Source organism: Streptomyces phaeofaciens (assembly GCF_014648915.1).
In the GTDB taxonomy this organism is placed as follows: Bacteria; Actinomycetota; Actinomycetes; order Streptomycetales; family Streptomycetaceae; genus Streptomyces; species Streptomyces phaeofaciens.
This window is the reverse complement of sequence record NZ_BMSA01000006.1, coordinates 1-14,953: the sequence shown is the minus strand read 5'-3', so window position 1 is coordinate 14,953 and position 14,953 is coordinate 1. Positions and strand designations below refer to the sequence as shown.

Below are 14,953 nucleotides of genomic sequence, written 5' to 3'. Positions count from 1 at the left end.
GTACCGGCACCGCGCTGCGGAGCCGGGCACACCGAGGACACCGGACGAGTCGTCCGGGGCCGAGTCGCTCGGCCTTCTGCATCGGGAACGAAGCGGTGCTGAACACGTGCCCATCGGCACAACGGACGACGGTGCGCTCCATCAAGTCCTAGAGTCCCTTCCCCAAAGAGCCGCGTCCGGCGGCTGCTCACCGGACAACGAAAGCCACATTACGGGACGAACAGGACGACCCTCCAGGCGGCACTCCGACCCCGCGGGACCCCTCTTCCGCGCCCCCACCGTACGCCCCAACTCCGGCCCCCCGCACCCGGATCCCACCCCTGAAACGCACTCAGCCCCCGTGGCTTCGACGCCGGGGGGCGGACATGGGGTAGAGTGACGGGGCGATCGGGCACCGGACAGATCCGGCGTCTTACGCGGGTGTAGTTTAATGGTAGAACATCAGCTTCCCAAGCTGAGAGCGCGAGTTCGATTCTCGTCACCCGCTCCATGCAAAACCCCCAGGTCGATGACCCGGGGGTTCTTTGTTGTCTAGACCGGTGGGCGGGGTGCGCACCACATCCGCACCATTACAGCCAGCCGCACCACACGGCTACCTGATCGGAGGCAGGACGGGGGGCAGCCCGAGTTCCCTCGCCACCGAGCGCAGGAACTGCTTACGCGGCTTCCCATTGATCATCTCGTCGAAGGCTCGGCCAGCCCAAATGAGGCACATGGCAAGGGTCGCTTCGACCACGGAGGCGGCACCCTTCTTGGGCTCGGTCCGAAGGCTAGGGGGCTCGGTCGTCCATTCGACGAACTCGGAGGCGCTGGTCGCACTCGGGTGCGCATAGCCACAGAGGTAGCGATACACCGAGTACAACTCCCTCTTGGGGTCGATCTCGTCGCACTGCGCCTGGAACTTGCGGAAGATCTCACTCTCGTCGGTCTTCTCGACCGGCGCGCCCTTGATCGAGTCGATGAGATCCTGAGGCACGTTGAACCCCTTCTGCATGTCCTCAGCAGCGGCTCGATTCACGCGGCTTCCCTCGGCGAACACTCCGAGCGCAGCTGCGTCACCCTTCTGCGAGAGCCAGTGCAGGCTGATGGTGGTCTCAAACACGGTGCGGAGCAGAATCAGCGCCTCATGGCCGTATCCGCGATCAACGAGATGCAGGGACGCTTCAGCAAGACGGTGCACCTCGTTGCACCAACCGTGCCCGATGAGGACGGACCGGTACTTGCGCTGCTTCGTCTCAATCGGTCCGGCCGCCCGGTAGTCGACGACCAACTTTTCGACGGCCGCGCGGTACTGCTCCGGAGTGACGCTACCCATGTGCCTTCCCGTCTCGGATGAGAGGGTAAGGCTACTTCAGTACAAACAGAATGTTTTACGAATTTTATCCAGCCGACCCATCGCGCTGCGGATGGTCAACCGGTACGCGTGGGGGGGAGGGTTGGGACCCTCCCCCGACTCGTCATGCGGTCTCTGCCCTCATAAGCCGGTTTGCTGCTGGCCGCCATTCTTCTTCGCACGCTCGGCACGGACCAGGTCGTCAAGACCGGCCGCCACGTCGCGCTGACGCTCCTCATCGGAGTGCTGATAGATCAGCGCGGCCTTCTCGGAGGACTGGCCGGCGCGGACCATCGTGTCCTTGAGCGTGGCACCCGAACGGGTCGAGAGCGTGTGTCCGGTGTGACGAAGGTCGTAGAAGCGGAAGCCGTCCGGGAGACCGGCGGCGGTCCGGGCGCGCTGCCATTTCCGGCCGAACGATGTGCGTCGGAAGGGGGCGCCCTTCTCGCCGACGAAGACCAGACCGTCGGGCCCCTTCTCGGCGAACCAGGCGAGGTGCTGCCTCACCTCTTTGTGGAGGAAGGCGGGAAGAACGACGGCCCGAACGCCAGCACCCGACTTGGTCTCGCCGGGAGCGCGTTTGCCGTTGGTCCGCTCCGGTTCGGCGACGCGGACACGGATCACCATGTTGTCGGCGTCGACGTCCCGGCGGCGAAGACCGGCCAGCTCCTCGGGTCGCATCGGCCCGTACGCGCCGAGGTAGACCACGAGGCGCCAACGAATGCCGATCGCTTCGGCGAGGGCGTCCACCTGGGCGACGGTGGCGATGCGACGCTCGGCGGCCGACTCCTTGCCCGCGCCCTTGATACGGCACGGGTTGCGGCTGATCAGTTCGTCATCGACGGCGGTTTCCATGATGCTCTTCACGAGCCTGTACGCCTTGGCGACCATGGTCTTCGCCTTCGTAGTGCGCAGGCGCTCAGCACGCCATTCGCGGACACGAGGGGCGGTGATCTCGTCCAGGTCGAGGGCCCCGAAGGTCGGGAAGATGTACAGACGGAACAGGTGCTCGTACAAGTCCACGGTACGAACGGCCAGCTCCCGCTCCTCTACCCACTTCTCGGCGTAGATCTTGAAGTTGACCGCCCCCGCGTCGGGAGCGCGCCAGTCGCCACGCGTCAGATCCGCCTCGATCTGGGACAGCCAGATCTCCGCTTCTTTCTTGGTCGCGAAGGTTTCCGGCGCATGGATGCGCACGCCGTCGGGTCCGATGTACGAGGCCGTCCAGCGGCCGGACCGGTACTGCCGTACCGCGCCGAAGCGACGACGCCGTCCCTTCTTGTTCGCCATCAGGCAGCCCTCCGCAGTCCGGTACGGCGGAGGCGGATCGGCTCGACGGTACGGGCCCCGATGTATTCGGCGACCGCGCTCTCGGGGATGCGGACATGCCGGCCGACCTTCACGTACCGGATGCGGCGCTCCTCGATGAGCCGCCGGGGGAAGCGGGCGGTCGTGCCGAGCAGGTCGGCGACCTGGTCGACGGAGAGATATCGGTCGGTCGTCATGCGGTCGGTTCCCCTTCCGTTCCGGGGGCGGGTTCGAGGGTTGCGGCAAGCCAGGTCTCGGCAGCGCTGAGGCCGGTTCCGGCGAACACCCAGTGGGCGAGGACGAGCGTGGTTTCGCCGTCCTGCGGGGCGGGCGGAGTCGTCTGGGCCCGCCGCCAGTCGGCGCGGGCGGTGCGGAGGGCGCCGAGCGTGGTGGAGTAGCGGCGGGACTTGGTGGAGAAGTGGCCGCGGAAGCCGAGCATGTGAGCCCAGGCGCGCAAGCGGAGGTGCTCCAGCTCCTTGCGGGCGCCGAGGGTCCAGGCGGTACGGACCATGCGGCGGGCATGCTCGGTGATCCGGGCCTGAGCCAGCTCGGCGAGGAAGCGGATCGGTCGGTCCAGGGTGCCGGTCGTGGTCTCCGCACCCTTGGTGGCGTACTTGGCGATGTACGCCGCTACGGCCCGCTCGGTCAGTTCCTGGCCGTTGTCAAAGTCGGCGGAACGGATCGGGCGGACGTCGAGCTGTCGCCCGAAGGCGAAGTTGTGGGCGCGCCCGTCGATGGTCGGGCCGTCGACGCGTGCGGCGGCCGCGGCGGCGCGGATCGCGTCGGTCAGCAGCTCGGCCGAGGCCCAGGCCGGGGGCGAGGTGTCGCCGCCTTCCGGGCCGTCGAGGCGGATCACCGCGTGGAAGTGGACCGCGCCGCGTTTCTGGTACTCGGCGACTTTGGCGAAGGAGACGCGGGCGTGGTCGCGGAAGGTGCGTTGGGTGAGGCCGGCGCGCTTGGCGATCTCACGGCGGAGGTAGATCGAGAAGCGCCGCCAGAGGGGACCCGCGTGCGCGTTCCAGAGGACGGCCGACTCATAGTCATAGGTGGTGGGATCGAGCGGGGTGCCGAGGGCGGCGTCCTCCTGGTCGTGGTGGGCGTCGCAGCGGCAAGGGCGGCCGTCGGTGCGGCGGTTGTGGACCGGGCCGAATCCGGGGGCGGTGAAGGTGGCGAAGACGCGCGGGTGGGTGGCGACCTGGTCGGGGGTGCCCTTGCCGCCACGCAATCCGGCAGTGATCAGGTGGTAGGTGTCGCGGCGGTAGGTCTCGGCGCAGGCCGGGCAGCGGGTGGCGCGACGGTTGTTGCAGCGGACCAAGAGGTGCCCGGCGGGAAAGGTGGCCGAGTCGAGGCGGTGAAGGACAGCGCCGATCTCGCCGGTCGTGTTGTTGACGGCGTACTCGGTGCGGTGGCCGTCCAGGCGGACGGGATGGGTGCAGCCGCCAAGACCCGCGAGCTGTCGCGCGAGGGCGGGCATGGTGCCGAGGGCGGCGAGGGTGCTCAGCTCCGCCAGCGGGGGCGGGGGCGAGTGGGTAAAGATGGGAGTCCCTTTCGGCTGTTTCGGTGGTTGGGAGGGACGGCCCCGGGGCGGCGGGATGCTTGGCGGCTTGTTGCCGCCCCGGCGGCCGGTCAGCGCCTGTTGGCGTTGCTGACGAGGGAGCGCAGGACCACGGCGGCGACGGCCACGGACACAGCCGTGACGGCGACGGCCGCCAGGAGCGCGGTGAGGACGATGCCGACGACGACCACGGCGGCGACCGCACCCGCGTAGGGGGTGAGCGGGCGGCCGGCGGGCTGCACTGGCGCCTGGCAATGCGGGTCGATGGTCATGGGCAGGTGCGGAATGTCGGGCAGCTGTGGGCGGAACAACACGGCGATCCTCCTTGTCACTTGTTGTCGCCGTTGACGACGCCGACCCCGGTTCGGGTGCCGGACTCGATGGCGGGGGCGAGGAACGTGTGCGAGAGCCAGAAGCCGAACAGCGCGATCACGACGGCGACCCACATGCGAACGCCGAGGAACTTGATCGCGGCCCAGGAGATGACGCCCAGGACGAAGACGAGTGGGAGCGAGACGTTCACGGAGATCTCCTCAGCGGACGCGGCAGCGGTGGGTGCGGGCGGCCAGCTCGGCGGCGGTGCGGCTGTCGTAGTCGGCGGAGAAGCCGCAGCGCGGAGCCGTGCAGACGGCGGCGTGCTTCTCGCGGCCGCGGCCGTCGTAGTACGTGCCGACCTGGACGGGACCGATGCGGACGACTCGGCGGAAGCGACGGTTGGCGGACATCAGGGCAGCTCCTTCGGTTCGTCGTGGTTCTCGCCGGTGAAGTCGGCGACGTGGTCGAGCAGCCACCGCCGGATCTCCTCGCCCTCGTACTGATCGGCGGTGAGGATCACGGGTTCGGCGATGAGCATTGCTTCGGTGAGGCGGTTCTGGCGGGTCAGCTCGGCAGCCCGGTTCAGGGCGCGGAGCGTGGACGGGCGCATGTGTTGAAGTGCTCCTGAGTTCAGGCGAGTTGGGTGGCAATTGCTTCGGCGAGCGGCAGCGGGACGCCGAGCCGGGCGCGAAGCGTCGGGGTGTCGATGGGCGTTCCCGTCCGGGCGCGGTGGTCGTCGGCGACCTTGCGGGCGTGGGCGACGAGAGCGGGCGGGACAGAGGTGACGGACGGCGGGGGCGGTTCGGAGGCCGCTTCGACGGCGGGCAGCTCGGTCACCGGCACCGAGACCGCTTCGGGTGCTGCGGTGGAGCCGTGGGCGAGGAGCGTGCCGCCGAGGAAGGCGACCGCGGGCCATCCGGCGACGAGGATGCGCAGCCAGGCCGGTACGTCGTCCAGGTCGAGCAGGCCGGCCGTGGCGACGTTGGCGCCGAGCGAGGCGGTCAGCGCGACGAGGAACCAGCACCACCCGGCCGCTTTCGACCCACCGGAGCGCAGTCGCCGCCAAGCCGCCACCAGCAACAGGTCGACGGAGACCGGGTAAGCCCATGCCTTCCAGCCGTCCTGTCCGGCAGCGGCGGCCAGGTCGTGAAGGTGGGCGAAGGACAGTGCGGCAGCGATGAGGGCTTGGACGAGTACGGCGTCGAGGCGGACAGGCAGGGAACTCACGGCGCCACTCCTTCCGGTTCGGGGCATGGCGGAGGTAGGGACTTGGCGCGGGACGGCCACGCCAACCGAAGGATCGGGGTGGGCTACTCGGTGACCGGGCGAGGAGCGGCCGCCGTACCGGATGCCGCTACGGGCACAGGCGGGACGTATGGCCGGAAGGGCGAAAGCGCCGGAACGTCCGGGGCGAGGTGCGCCGACTCACGGCAGACAGCCGCCGCGTCAGCGAGTGACAGGTACGGGGTACGGATCCGGGACCAGCCGCCGGACGTGTCTCCCGCGACTGCGAGGCCGGGCAGCTCAGGAGCGATGGAGCAGGCCGCATAGACCGCTTCGGACGCGATGTCGCCGAGCGCCATCTTGGCGGAGGCTTCGTCATTCACCCGGTGGCAGACCCGGCCGGTGAGCTGAGCCCGGAGCATGGTCGCGCCCTTGCCGAGTTCGGCGCCGAAGCGCTGGCCGCAGACCTCCAGGTAGATGCCGGCCGCTCGGCCGAGCTGGGCGAGGCGGATGAGGTGGGTGACCATCTCATCCCGCCGCTCCTCGTCCTTGCGCGTGGCCACGAGGAAGAGTTCCGCCACTTCGTCCACGAACAGCACGATGGGAACCGGCCGTTCGCTCTCGGGCAGGCCCCAGACGTCCGAGGTGATCTCCTCGTCCGGGGTTCCGGGGGCGATGCCCTGCCGGGCCTTGATCAGGTCGTATCGGTCCTCCATTTCCTTGACCAGGACCGGCAGCAGCTCGGCCGCTTCGTCGGGGTCGGTCGCCAGCGCGGAGAGCCGCGGGGCGAAGGGTGCCAGCTCGACACCTCGCTTGCAGTCGATGCCGACCAGGGCGACGGGTTGGGTCGCGAGGCCGGCGATGAGGTGTCGCTGATACATCGACTTGCCGGACAGCGTGGCGCCGAGGACGAGACCATGCGGTACGGCGCGGTAGTCGCGGACGAACGCGGTCGCGTCCTCCCGCAGAGCCACCGGCACCCGCAGAAGCCCACCGTCGACACGGCGAGGCATGCGCACCTTGCGCAACACGTCGTAGCCGACGAGCCGCAGTTCGACGACACCGGGCTTCACGTCCCGCACGTACACGGCGTGAACGCCCCAGGCATGCCGCAGCCGTTCGGCCGAGGCAGCCACGTCCGCCGGCTCCTGCCCGGGGGCGAGCCGCAGCCGTACCCGGAAGCCGGTCGAGTTGGGCCGGATCACTCCGCGCCGCGGGGGAACCGGCCGAACCTCCCGCCGAGTGGTCGCCCGGACGGCCAGGGCCCGCCAGCGGGACGGCTCGACGGTCAGCCCGCAGGCGTCCATGGCCGAGGAGTACGAGGCCAGCAGCCGGGCCACCGAGAGCGGCAGCCCGATGGTGGACCAGTAGGCCGCCGGGTGGGCGTGCCGGGCATAGGCCGCGCCGCCTAACGCGGCAAGCGGTCCGCCCAGCTCGGCCAACGTCACCATGTCGGTCACGTCGATCAGCCCGCCTGAGCCATCTGGAACGCACCGGGCATGACGGCCGTGGCCCGGTAGGCGATGCCGTGCCGCTCCCGCCCGTTGAACACGCTCTGCCAGGGCCGGGCGACGAGCCCAGGCAGCGAGACCGGAGCACCGACGGTCAGGCCGTCCGTGACACCACTCTCGGGGACGGTCACCTGGATCAGCGACGACTCGCCCTCGTCGATGTAGACGACGCCGATGGTCATCAGCGCCTCACCGCTCACGGTGTCCTTCGCGATCTCACCGGTCTGCCGGTCGCGCACCTTCGGCGCCGGCGCTTCGGTGAGCAGGATCGTCGCGGTCGAGGCGTCAACACGGATCACACGCACAGAGATTTCTCCTTCAGAGTCCACCAACTCGCCACCTGACAAGTTGACTTAGCAAGTTCGAAGTTAGAGATGCCAAGTTGACTTGTCAAGTGGCTTGGTTGTCAGACCAACAAGCGCAAGCAGCACCACACGCGCACCATGAAGTCAGCAGCCCAGAGGAGGGCGCGACATGGGCAGACGAGACCCCGCTCAAGAGCCGCCGTCATGGGGTCCACGCGACCAGCAAGGACTCACGCCACCACCGGGCACCTGGTCAACACCACCTCAAGGACCCCCTCCCGAGGCATACCGACAGCCCGGCCCGACACCCCAGCCGATGAAGCGTCGCCGAGTCTTCCTGTGGCTGTTCCTGGCCGTCCAGATCTTGTTCTTGATCTGGGTGATAGCGGGCATCGCAAGCGGCAGCGACGATGGCGGCTCGTGCGAGGGACTGACCGGCGACAGCCTGGAGCTGTGCCGGGACGCCGGCGATCTCGGGACCACGATCGGGGTGGGCCTCATCGTCGGGTTCTGGGTGGCCGCAGACTTCATCCTCGGCCTCACATACGTGATCTACCGCCTAGCCACGCGGCAGCCGCGCGCATAGACCTGTCAGCCCAGGCGATAGGTGTCTTCCAGCTCTTGGCGATCAGCAGGAAGCAGCACGTCAGAGACTTGCCGCGCCTGCCCTGAGGCATCGCAGGCAATGATCAGCACGCTCAGCACGGGCACGCCGTCCGGGAGGTTCAGCAACTCCGCCTCTCCGGGTTCTGGCAGGCGTGCCGAGACCCGTTCCGTCACATGGTCGAAGCGAACCTTCTTCCGCACCTCAAGGTGGGCCCGGGTGCCGCCACTCAGGAGGTCGGCACTCTCCAACTCGGTACCCTCGACCAAGCCGGCGGGGAAGTACGACGAGACCAGCTCGACGGGTTCGCCATCCTCCTCGACCAGGAAGCGACGCATGAGCACCTTGGCACGCTTCGGCAGCCCCAGCACGGAGGCAACGCGCGGAGGCACGGGCACACTGCCGACCTCGACAAGCCGCCCCGGCGTCTGCGACTCGTCCCGCGCGAGCACCTCGCTCCCCCGGCGGTCCTTCTGCTCGACGACCGCGGGGCGCCCGCGCACGATCGTTCCGTATCCCTGCCGGGACTCCAGCCAGCCGTCCCGCTTCAGCAGCTCAAGAGCACGCACAACGGTCGGGCGGGACATACCGAATGCCTGGACCAGCTGATTCTCACTAGGGACCCGCGTACCTGGCGGGTACGTGCCGTCCTCGATGCGGCTCTGGATCGTCTGGGCGAGGCGCACGTACTTGGGCGCCTCCACTTCATACGCCATGAATGCCGCCCACCGAGATTGGCCAAGTCAACTGGTCAACCAGACTAGCGGCAGCGCATATAGAAGAGAACCCAGGCACCCCCTCAGGTCGGCCAGGCATCGGCCATCACGAAGGAAACGACCGTCCCGCCGAAACGGCTGGGTCCGCATTGCCAGGAGTCGGCGATGGAGTCGACGAGGAGCAGACCGCGCCCGTGCGCGTCGACAGCGTCGGGCCGGCGCAACTTCACCCTCGCCGGGAACCCAGCGTTGTGGACGTCGACCTTGAGTGAAGCCCCTTCCCGGAACCACTCCACCCGCACACGCCATACCTCGTCGGACTGGCCGTAGACGATGGCATTGGTCACCAGTTCCGAGATCATCAGGACGCAGTCGTCGACCGAGCAGGCCGGGTTGTACGGGGCGATGAACTTGCGGAACCAGCGCCGGGACAGAGACACGGACTCCGCGACGGGGTACAAGGTCATCGCCCCGAGTCGCGGTGAGTCCTCAGAGGGACAGCGGTCGATCATGTAGGCCATCCGTGCTCACTCCTTGCCGCTGCCGTCGCAGTCGAGGCAGCGCCGTTTCGATGCGGCACGGGCACGGTCGTTGACGGTGGAGAGCGCCAAGGCCGTACGCGAGCCGACTCGTTTCCAGCCCCGCCCACGGCATCCTCGACAAGGTAAGTGCCCGCCCTGTTCTGGCCGCCGACTCGTCACACCGCGCCCCCTTCTCAAAGTGGCCTTAGCCACTTAATGGATAGTGGCATTAGCCACTCGCGCTGCGCAAGCGGTTCGCCGGAATGACGAACCATCAGACGAGGGGGTACCCCTGCTCGAACGCCCAGCGGTGCGGCGGGTAAGTAGCTTCAGCGAACTCCAACGGCCGGTCCTGGAGGTCGAAGACGACGTGATGCACGATGAGCACGGCAGACCCCGAATCAAGCTGGAGGTCCGCCGCCTCCTCGTCGGTCGCCTGCCTGGCGCACATGCGATCCTCGGCGTAACTCCCCTGCCGCCCGGTCATGTTCTCGACGTACATCAAGGTGCCCTCTTGGATGCGCTCGGGCTCCAGAAGCCTGGGCGCCCTCTGCCCGATCTCCGACGCGAACCACGAAGTGGACAGCGTGATGGGACCCTCCTGATTGTTGGTCACCCGCCGGCGGTGCACAGCCCGCCGATCCTTGACCAGACCCAACGCCTCAGCGACATGATCCGGCGCATCCAGCCACCCGGCCGACGTGATCACCGCGTACTCACCGGGCGTGTAGATCTTCCCGGTCTGCCGGGCCCGCCCGTACAACTCCCGCGCCCGCCGGTTCACTTCGAGGCTCCGCACGTACGTGCCGGAACCCTGCCGCTTCTCGACGAGCCCCTGATGGCTCAGCGCCTCCAACGACCGCGCGGCAGTCGGCCGCGACACCTTCCAGTCGGCCGCAAGCTGCCGCTCCGAAGGCACCTCGTCCCCCGGCCGCAGGTCGCCCCGAAGGATCTGATCACGGATGAAGTGCGCGATCTGGAGATACTTCGGCTGCGCCTCCTCGATCTGAGGCATGTCCCCTCCTCGTCCAAGTGGCTATAGCCTCTAGCCACTATAGGGTGAGAGGTCAAGGGGCCGACCCCGTAGGCTTGGGCCCATGACGCGGTTGATCGTCGCAGCAGGAGGAGGGGGCGACGCAGTCGCCGCCGCAATGCTTCACGCCGCCCTATACGGCGACGAGGACCAGGCGGTGATCCTCACGTACGCGTGGGACCGCTTGCTGATCGACCCGCTACCGGGCCCTCGAGGAGCCGACGACTTCATCGGCCTCGAACCGCTCACCCCAGCAGTCTGGAAGGTGCCGGCGGAAGCCCGTCCGATCGGACCGGCAGGTTCCACACTCCCCCGACTCGCCGCGGAACTCCCGCATACATTCGCGCTGATCGACCCGAGGAACGGCGCCGAAGGCGTCACACGCCAGGTCGAACAGCTGGTCACCCGCTTAAAGCCGAGCTCCATCGACCTCCTGGACGTTGGCGGCGACGTACTGGCCCGAGGCGACGAGCCGACACTGAAGAGCCCACTGGCCGACTCCCTGACCCTGGCAGCATGCGGACAAGTCGACGCACCCATCCGCCTGTTGATCGCAGGGCCCGGCCTGGACGGCGAGCTGTCCCACGAGGATCTGCGAAGCCTGCTCGGCCCAATCATCCACACCTTCACGGCGGAGGACGCAGAACCGATCGGCGGCGTCCTGGAGTGGCACCCGTCAGAGGCGACGGGCATGCTCGCAGCAGCGGCCCGAGGCGTGCGCGGCACATGCGAGGTCCGAGACGCCGGCCTTCCCATCCCCCTCACCGACGAAAGCCCGACAGTCCACGAGGCCGACCTGGACGAGGCCCTGAACCGCAACGAGTTGGCCCGCGCCATCATGTCGACCACCACCCTGGACGAGGTGGAGACACTGAGCCGCGAGATCTGCGGCTTCTCCGAAATCGACTACGAGCGCAACAAGGCTCTCTGGCTGAAGGAGCAACCGCCGACGAAGCTCAACGCCGAGTCGGTACTACGCCAGCTCACCCAGTTCGAGGCAGAGGCCCGAAGCCGCGGAGTCACTCACACAACGTTCCGCCACCTCACCGAGGTGCTGAACCTCGACGGCTCGCAGCGCGATGATCTGCGTCGGCTGCTCATCAGCAACCGGCCGGAGCAGTACGCAGCCCCTCTCTGGCACATCCCAACCACCACCTGAGTAACAACCTTCTTTACGGGTTCAAGGCGGCCCGCCTACGGCGGCCCGCGCGCGCTGGCGGCCATGGGCCGCCGCCGCTCCATGTCTCCGCCACCGCTGCGGCGGCCCCAGCCACTCAGCGCGCAACACCGCCAAGACGGACAGCCGGACCAGGAAGCAACATGACTTCTCCGAGCAACGCCCATGCCGGAGGGGGCACTGCTCGTGACGTAAACCGATAAAGCGTGACTGAGGCCGGAACGGGGTTGCTGGAGGCACACGTGACGGGTATTCGTTCGGCGTACCCGCCATCGTGGCTGACTTTCGGTGACTCAGGTCGAAACCGTGCTTGCAAACCCGATTTTGTGTGACCTACTTCCGCTTGAAGACTCCTCCAAGACCAACAACAAGTGCCGTCGCCAAAGCCCAGCCAGTTGCCGTAAAGGCAGCCGCCCACCACACTGCCGCACCCGTCGGATAGAACCACAAAGACCATCGAAAATTCACGACCGGAAGTAGCAAATCCAGGCTGTAAAGCCACGGCTGATAATCCCCTACCACATGCGGGGAGACCGGATGAATGTCATTCCTGAGTATCGAGAAAACAATTCCGCCGATCACCTCCAGAACGGCAAGTTCCATCAAAACTCGGAAGGGATTATATCCGTACCCCACAGTTGCCTTGAGGAACCAACCACCCCACCAAGCCAACACCCCATGAAACCCAGGGCGGGATTTACGCCTCTCGTCTTGCTCCGCTATTAGAACTTTCCTCGCCAGGTCCTCGTCACCTGTTACTTGATAGACCTTTGCGAGCTGCCGATATATTTGCGGCTCATACTTTCCGTTAGACTTCAACCATTCGAGTCGATCCTTTATCTTGGGGCCATCCTCACGCAACGTCTCGTATACAAGACCATGCAATTTGATACGGTCTGGCCAAACCGCCTTGTCGTCATACAGTTCAGTGACCACCACGCGCCGTAGATCCATTGCACCAGGCGGCTTTTCCCTTGTAACAAGATTGAGCCGACCTTTGATCGAACTCCCCCTCAAGGTTAGAGAATTTGATCCACCTACCGCCGCCAAGAAAGCACCATCAAACGAAAGCCCAGCACCAAATTGCGCTCTGCGAATATGCACCTTACCTTCGGCCCTGAAGCCATCGTCCAGCTGAGCTTCTCTCTGCACTGTCATCCCATCTGCCCTGAGAGAGACCCTGGATCCGGTGAACTGTCCCCCACTGCAGAGCAATTTCCCACCGATCTGAGAACCGGACAGATCCAGCATCCCGTCGGCACAAAAATCATTTTCTAGAAGAACGTCTCTAACTGTCACCCCTTGAGCATTTAGAGCGACGCGCTGAGAATTAGAGAACCGGCCCCCAGTACAGTTCAAGTCTTGCATAATCTTTGCATCAACAAGTTTGACTTCACCCTCCGAGATGAATCCCTCCGCAGGCATCTGCTCTCCGGGGTAGTCCTTCCCGAGCACAACGTTTTGGCCGACCTCCATCCCTGTGCCATCCAGAGCGCTGTCAGTTGGGTGAATGAATTGGCCACCTTGGAATTTAGCGCTTCCCCCAATCTTACAGCCAGCCAGCAAAACTTGCCCCTCGGCTCGAAACCCTCGCTTGCATTCAAAATCTTGCGAAATCTTCGCACGAGCAGCGCGAATAGCTAGAGATCCAGGGTTTATAAATCTTCCACCAGTGCAGCGAAGAGACCCTCCAATAGTGGCACCCAACAAATTTACGCCACCTTCCGCCAAAAACCCATTCTCGCATATCAGGTCATTCTCTATATGGATCCCGTCGGCCCGCAGGGCCCCCTGTTCTAGCCCCGCACTTCTAAAGGTGCCATTTCGACAGTCAAGCCTTCCCGTAATTTCAGCCCCAGAGATGTCAACCTCCCCGCTAGCAGAGAACCCGGATTTCATATAGGCGCTCGACCCAACCTTAATCCCTTGCGCAAGCAAGGCAATTCCTCCAGCATTCACGAGGGTTGTCCCAATGCAAATAAACTGCTTTGAAACTCGCGCCCCGATCATTGTCACTTGTCCGTGCGTGGTCATTCCTGACCACCGCATCTCTCGCTGCACAACCAGACCATTGAGCTTCAATACCTCTGGGCCGGGAGCCGAAAGCGTCACCCCCTTCAGATCGACCTGGCCGCCGATTTGCGCTCCACACAAGTCGACTAGATTTGAACTGCTGCTGTCTTCGAGTGAGAAGTCATGTTCAACCTTGAGTTCCCAACCGCGCAGTCCAGGAAACGTGCATCCCTTCAGAGTAATATTCCGAGCGTTCGCCTGGTCAAGGTTTGGCGACTTATCAAAAACGCAGTCAGTCAGTTCTAGTGGGCATAGAAGTTTGGACGACTTAACATCGAATCCACCCGTAATGTGCGCCCCAGCGATCATCACCCTCTGTGGCGCTTTCTCCATCTTTTCACCCTGGAGTACTTGAGCCAAGAAATCACCCGGGATTTCCTGTTCTTGACTCGCAGGATCGATCGTCAGAAGTGTGCCATCGACCGCTTTATCCCACGCGTCCTTCAAGATTTTTTCAGTCAACGCATGCCGCTCGTAAGGCATTGCTCCTCCACAAGGCAGATAAACTAAGATGCCGGAGGCCTCGCAGGCGTTATCCACAGCCGGGGTCTCGGGAAGAGGGTCAGCACGCAGAATGCTGCTCACTCCATCCTGCCACTAGTTACATCCCGCAGCCACACGAGCAGAGTACTTACGGCAGGCTGCGGGTCAGCAACTGCTGGCCGACGAAGGAAGAACGATCGTAAAGGTGGCGTCCAGCGTCTCCGGCACAACTGCTTCAAGCGCATGAAGAGGCGAAACGGTGAGTGTCTACCTGCGTGACAACGCCGATGAACAGCGGCGAGCAAGCGCCCCCACTCAAGTTGCTTCGGGACGAAGAGGTCATCGCGCAAGGTGCCACCCATGCGCTTCCGCCGTCGGGACTTGCTCTGGTCGACGGCCGAAAGCGTGGCTCAGGCCGGCGGGGGTACAGCGAGGCACACGCGCGCCTGCACGGTCGGCTGACTCGCCACCGTGGCTGACTGTCGTCGGCCGAGGCTCAGACACTCCGGGGCCCAGCTCCGCCGAGGAACGTTCGAGGCGAAGGGAGGACCGTGCCATTCGCGTGCCAGATCCTGCGGGGAACCACGGGGAACAGCGGGAACTTACCCCGGGCGCGACCAGGGCTCCAGCACCACTCCACCGCAGGCCAGTGCGACAACGGCCGCCAAGAAACCCAAGCTTCCCAAGCTCATGTCCCTCATGAGCTGCCGACAAGCCCGGGATAGCGACCTCCCTGTCTGACCCGCACTGTACGGTCCAGCCTCATGGCTGAGAGACCGACGACGAACTGGCGCA

17 protein-coding genes and 1 tRNA gene are annotated in these 14,953 nt (G+C 65.6%); 3 read left to right on the top strand and 15 right to left on the bottom strand.

What is annotated here, in order from left to right; genetic code table 11:
* Positions 1-416: 416 nt before the first annotated feature.
* Positions 417-490, top strand: a tRNA-Gly gene (locus IE275_RS13185).
* 102 nt (positions 491-592) lie between these two features.
* Here the strand turns inward: IE275_RS13185 and IE275_RS13180 are convergent.
* The 11 genes from IE275_RS13180 to IE275_RS13130 form a co-directional block, all read right to left on the bottom strand.
* On the bottom strand, positions 593-1,315 hold the full coding sequence (locus IE275_RS13180; RefSeq protein ID WP_189711178.1) for a DUF5677 domain-containing protein: 723 nt from the start codon (positions 1,313-1,315) through the stop codon (positions 593-595).
* A 159-nt stretch (positions 1,316-1,474) separates the two neighbouring features.
* Positions 1,475-2,623, bottom strand: a complete 1,149-nt coding sequence (locus IE275_RS13175; protein WP_189711176.1) for a tyrosine-type recombinase/integrase — start codon at positions 2,621-2,623, stop codon at positions 1,475-1,477.
* A complete protein-coding gene (locus IE275_RS13170) occupies positions 2,623-2,838 on the bottom strand; it encodes an excisionase family DNA-binding protein (RefSeq protein ID WP_189711174.1) in 216 nt (71 codons plus the stop codon). Before IE275_RS13170 ends, IE275_RS13175 begins: the two co-directional genes overlap by 1 nt.
* Positions 2,835-4,115: a replication initiator gene (locus tag IE275_RS13165; RefSeq protein WP_189711172.1), complete on the bottom strand. Its 1,281-nt coding sequence runs from the start codon at positions 4,113-4,115 to the stop codon at positions 2,835-2,837. Before IE275_RS13165 ends, IE275_RS13170 begins: the two co-directional genes overlap by 4 nt.
* 152 nt (positions 4,116-4,267) lie before the next feature.
* A complete protein-coding gene (locus IE275_RS13160; protein WP_189711580.1) occupies positions 4,268-4,507 on the bottom strand; it encodes a SpdD protein in 240 nt (79 codons plus the stop codon).
* 17 nt (positions 4,508-4,524) lie between these two features.
* A complete protein-coding gene (locus IE275_RS13155; protein ID WP_189711170.1) occupies positions 4,525-4,719 on the bottom strand; it encodes a hypothetical protein in 195 nt (64 codons plus the stop codon).
* 10 nt (positions 4,720-4,729) lie between these two features.
* The gene (locus IE275_RS13150; RefSeq protein WP_189711168.1) at positions 4,730-4,921 is read right to left on the bottom strand and encodes a mobile element transfer protein; all 192 of its coding nucleotides are present in this window, start codon (positions 4,919-4,921) and stop codon (positions 4,730-4,732) included.
* Positions 4,921-5,121 (bottom strand): hypothetical protein, encoded by a 201-nt coding sequence (locus IE275_RS13145; protein WP_189711166.1) that lies wholly within the window; start codon positions 5,119-5,121, stop codon positions 4,921-4,923. The genes IE275_RS13150 and IE275_RS13145 overlap by 1 nt, the downstream gene beginning before the upstream one ends.
* A gap of 20 nt (positions 5,122-5,141) precedes the next feature.
* Entirely contained in the window at positions 5,142-5,765 is a 624-nt protein-coding gene (locus tag IE275_RS13140) for a DUF2637 domain-containing protein (RefSeq protein WP_189711164.1), read from the bottom strand.
* Between the two features lie 56 nt (positions 5,766-5,821).
* Complete coding sequence (locus IE275_RS13135) at positions 5,822-7,195, bottom strand: FtsK/SpoIIIE domain-containing protein (protein WP_189711162.1); 1,374 nt, start codon at positions 7,193-7,195, stop codon at positions 5,822-5,824.
* A gap of 5 nt (positions 7,196-7,200) precedes the next feature.
* Complete coding sequence (locus IE275_RS13130) at positions 7,201-7,551, bottom strand: SCO3933 family regulatory protein (RefSeq protein ID WP_189711160.1); 351 nt, start codon at positions 7,549-7,551, stop codon at positions 7,201-7,203.
* 316 nt (positions 7,552-7,867) lie between these two features.
* On the opposite strand from IE275_RS13130, the gene IE275_RS13125 reads away from it, so the two are divergent.
* Positions 7,868-8,137 carry a hypothetical protein gene (locus tag IE275_RS13125; protein ID WP_189711158.1) on the top strand — a complete coding sequence of 90 codons (270 nt, stop codon included), beginning with the start codon at positions 7,868-7,870 and terminating at the stop codon, positions 8,135-8,137.
* Between the two features lie 5 nt (positions 8,138-8,142).
* Here the strand turns inward: IE275_RS13125 and IE275_RS13120 are convergent, their stop codons facing one another.
* The 3 genes from IE275_RS13120 to IE275_RS13110 form a co-directional block, all read right to left on the bottom strand.
* Positions 8,143-8,871 (bottom strand): GntR family transcriptional regulator, encoded by a 729-nt coding sequence (locus IE275_RS13120; RefSeq protein WP_189711156.1) that lies wholly within the window; start codon positions 8,869-8,871, stop codon positions 8,143-8,145.
* An 83-nt stretch (positions 8,872-8,954) separates the two neighbouring features.
* On the bottom strand, positions 8,955-9,392 hold the full coding sequence (locus IE275_RS13115; RefSeq protein WP_189711155.1) for an ATP-binding protein: 438 nt from the start codon (positions 9,390-9,392) through the stop codon (positions 8,955-8,957).
* A gap of 274 nt (positions 9,393-9,666) precedes the next feature.
* A complete protein-coding gene (locus IE275_RS13110; protein WP_189711153.1) occupies positions 9,667-10,407 on the bottom strand; it encodes a GntR family transcriptional regulator in 741 nt (246 codons plus the stop codon).
* Between the two features lie 82 nt (positions 10,408-10,489).
* Between IE275_RS13110 and IE275_RS13105 the strand changes: the two genes are divergently transcribed.
* Entirely contained in the window at positions 10,490-11,584 is a 1,095-nt protein-coding gene (locus IE275_RS13105; RefSeq protein ID WP_189711151.1) for a DUF1152 domain-containing protein, read from the top strand.
* A gap of 351 nt (positions 11,585-11,935) precedes the next feature.
* Here the strand turns inward: IE275_RS13105 and IE275_RS13100 are convergent, their stop codons facing one another.
* Positions 11,936-14,260 carry a hypothetical protein gene (locus tag IE275_RS13100; RefSeq protein WP_189711148.1) on the bottom strand — a complete coding sequence of 775 codons (2,325 nt, stop codon included), beginning with the start codon at positions 14,258-14,260 and terminating at the stop codon, positions 11,936-11,938.
* Positions 14,261-14,953 lie beyond the last annotated feature (693 nt).

Bases quoted from the DNA above. Each gene is read 5' to 3' on its own strand.
- IE275_RS13180 (WP_189711178.1), bottom strand. From the start codon at position 1,315: ATGGGTAGCGTCACTCCGGAGCAGTACCGCGCGGCCGTCGAAAAGTTG.
- IE275_RS13175 (WP_189711176.1), bottom strand. From the start codon at position 2,623: ATGGCGAACAAGAAGGGACGGCGTCGTCGCTTCGGCGCGGTACGGCAG.
- IE275_RS13170 (WP_189711174.1), bottom strand. From the start codon at position 2,838: ATGACGACCGACCGATATCTCTCCGTCGACCAGGTCGCCGACCTGCTC.
- IE275_RS13165 (WP_189711172.1), bottom strand. From the start codon at position 4,115: ATGCCCGCCCTCGCGCGACAGCTCGCGGGTCTTGGCGGCTGCACCCAT.
- IE275_RS13150 (WP_189711168.1), bottom strand. From the start codon at position 4,921: ATGTCCGCCAACCGTCGCTTCCGCCGAGTCGTCCGCATCGGTCCCGTC.
- IE275_RS13145 (WP_189711166.1), bottom strand. From the start codon at position 5,121: ATGCGCCCGTCCACGCTCCGCGCCCTGAACCGGGCTGCCGAGCTGACC.
- IE275_RS13140 (WP_189711164.1), bottom strand. From the start codon at position 5,765: ATGCCCCGAACCGGAAGGAGTGGCGCCGTGAGTTCCCTGCCTGTCCGC.
- IE275_RS13125 (WP_189711158.1), top strand. From the start codon at position 7,868: ATGAAGCGTCGCCGAGTCTTCCTGTGGCTGTTCCTGGCCGTCCAGATC.
- IE275_RS13120 (WP_189711156.1), bottom strand. From the start codon at position 8,871: ATGGCGTATGAAGTGGAGGCGCCCAAGTACGTGCGCCTCGCCCAGACG.
- IE275_RS13115 (WP_189711155.1), bottom strand. From the start codon at position 9,392: ATGGCCTACATGATCGACCGCTGTCCCTCTGAGGACTCACCGCGACTC.
- IE275_RS13110 (WP_189711153.1), bottom strand. From the start codon at position 10,407: ATGCCTCAGATCGAGGAGGCGCAGCCGAAGTATCTCCAGATCGCGCAC.
- IE275_RS13105 (WP_189711151.1), top strand. From the start codon at position 10,490: ATGACGCGGTTGATCGTCGCAGCAGGAGGAGGGGGCGACGCAGTCGCC.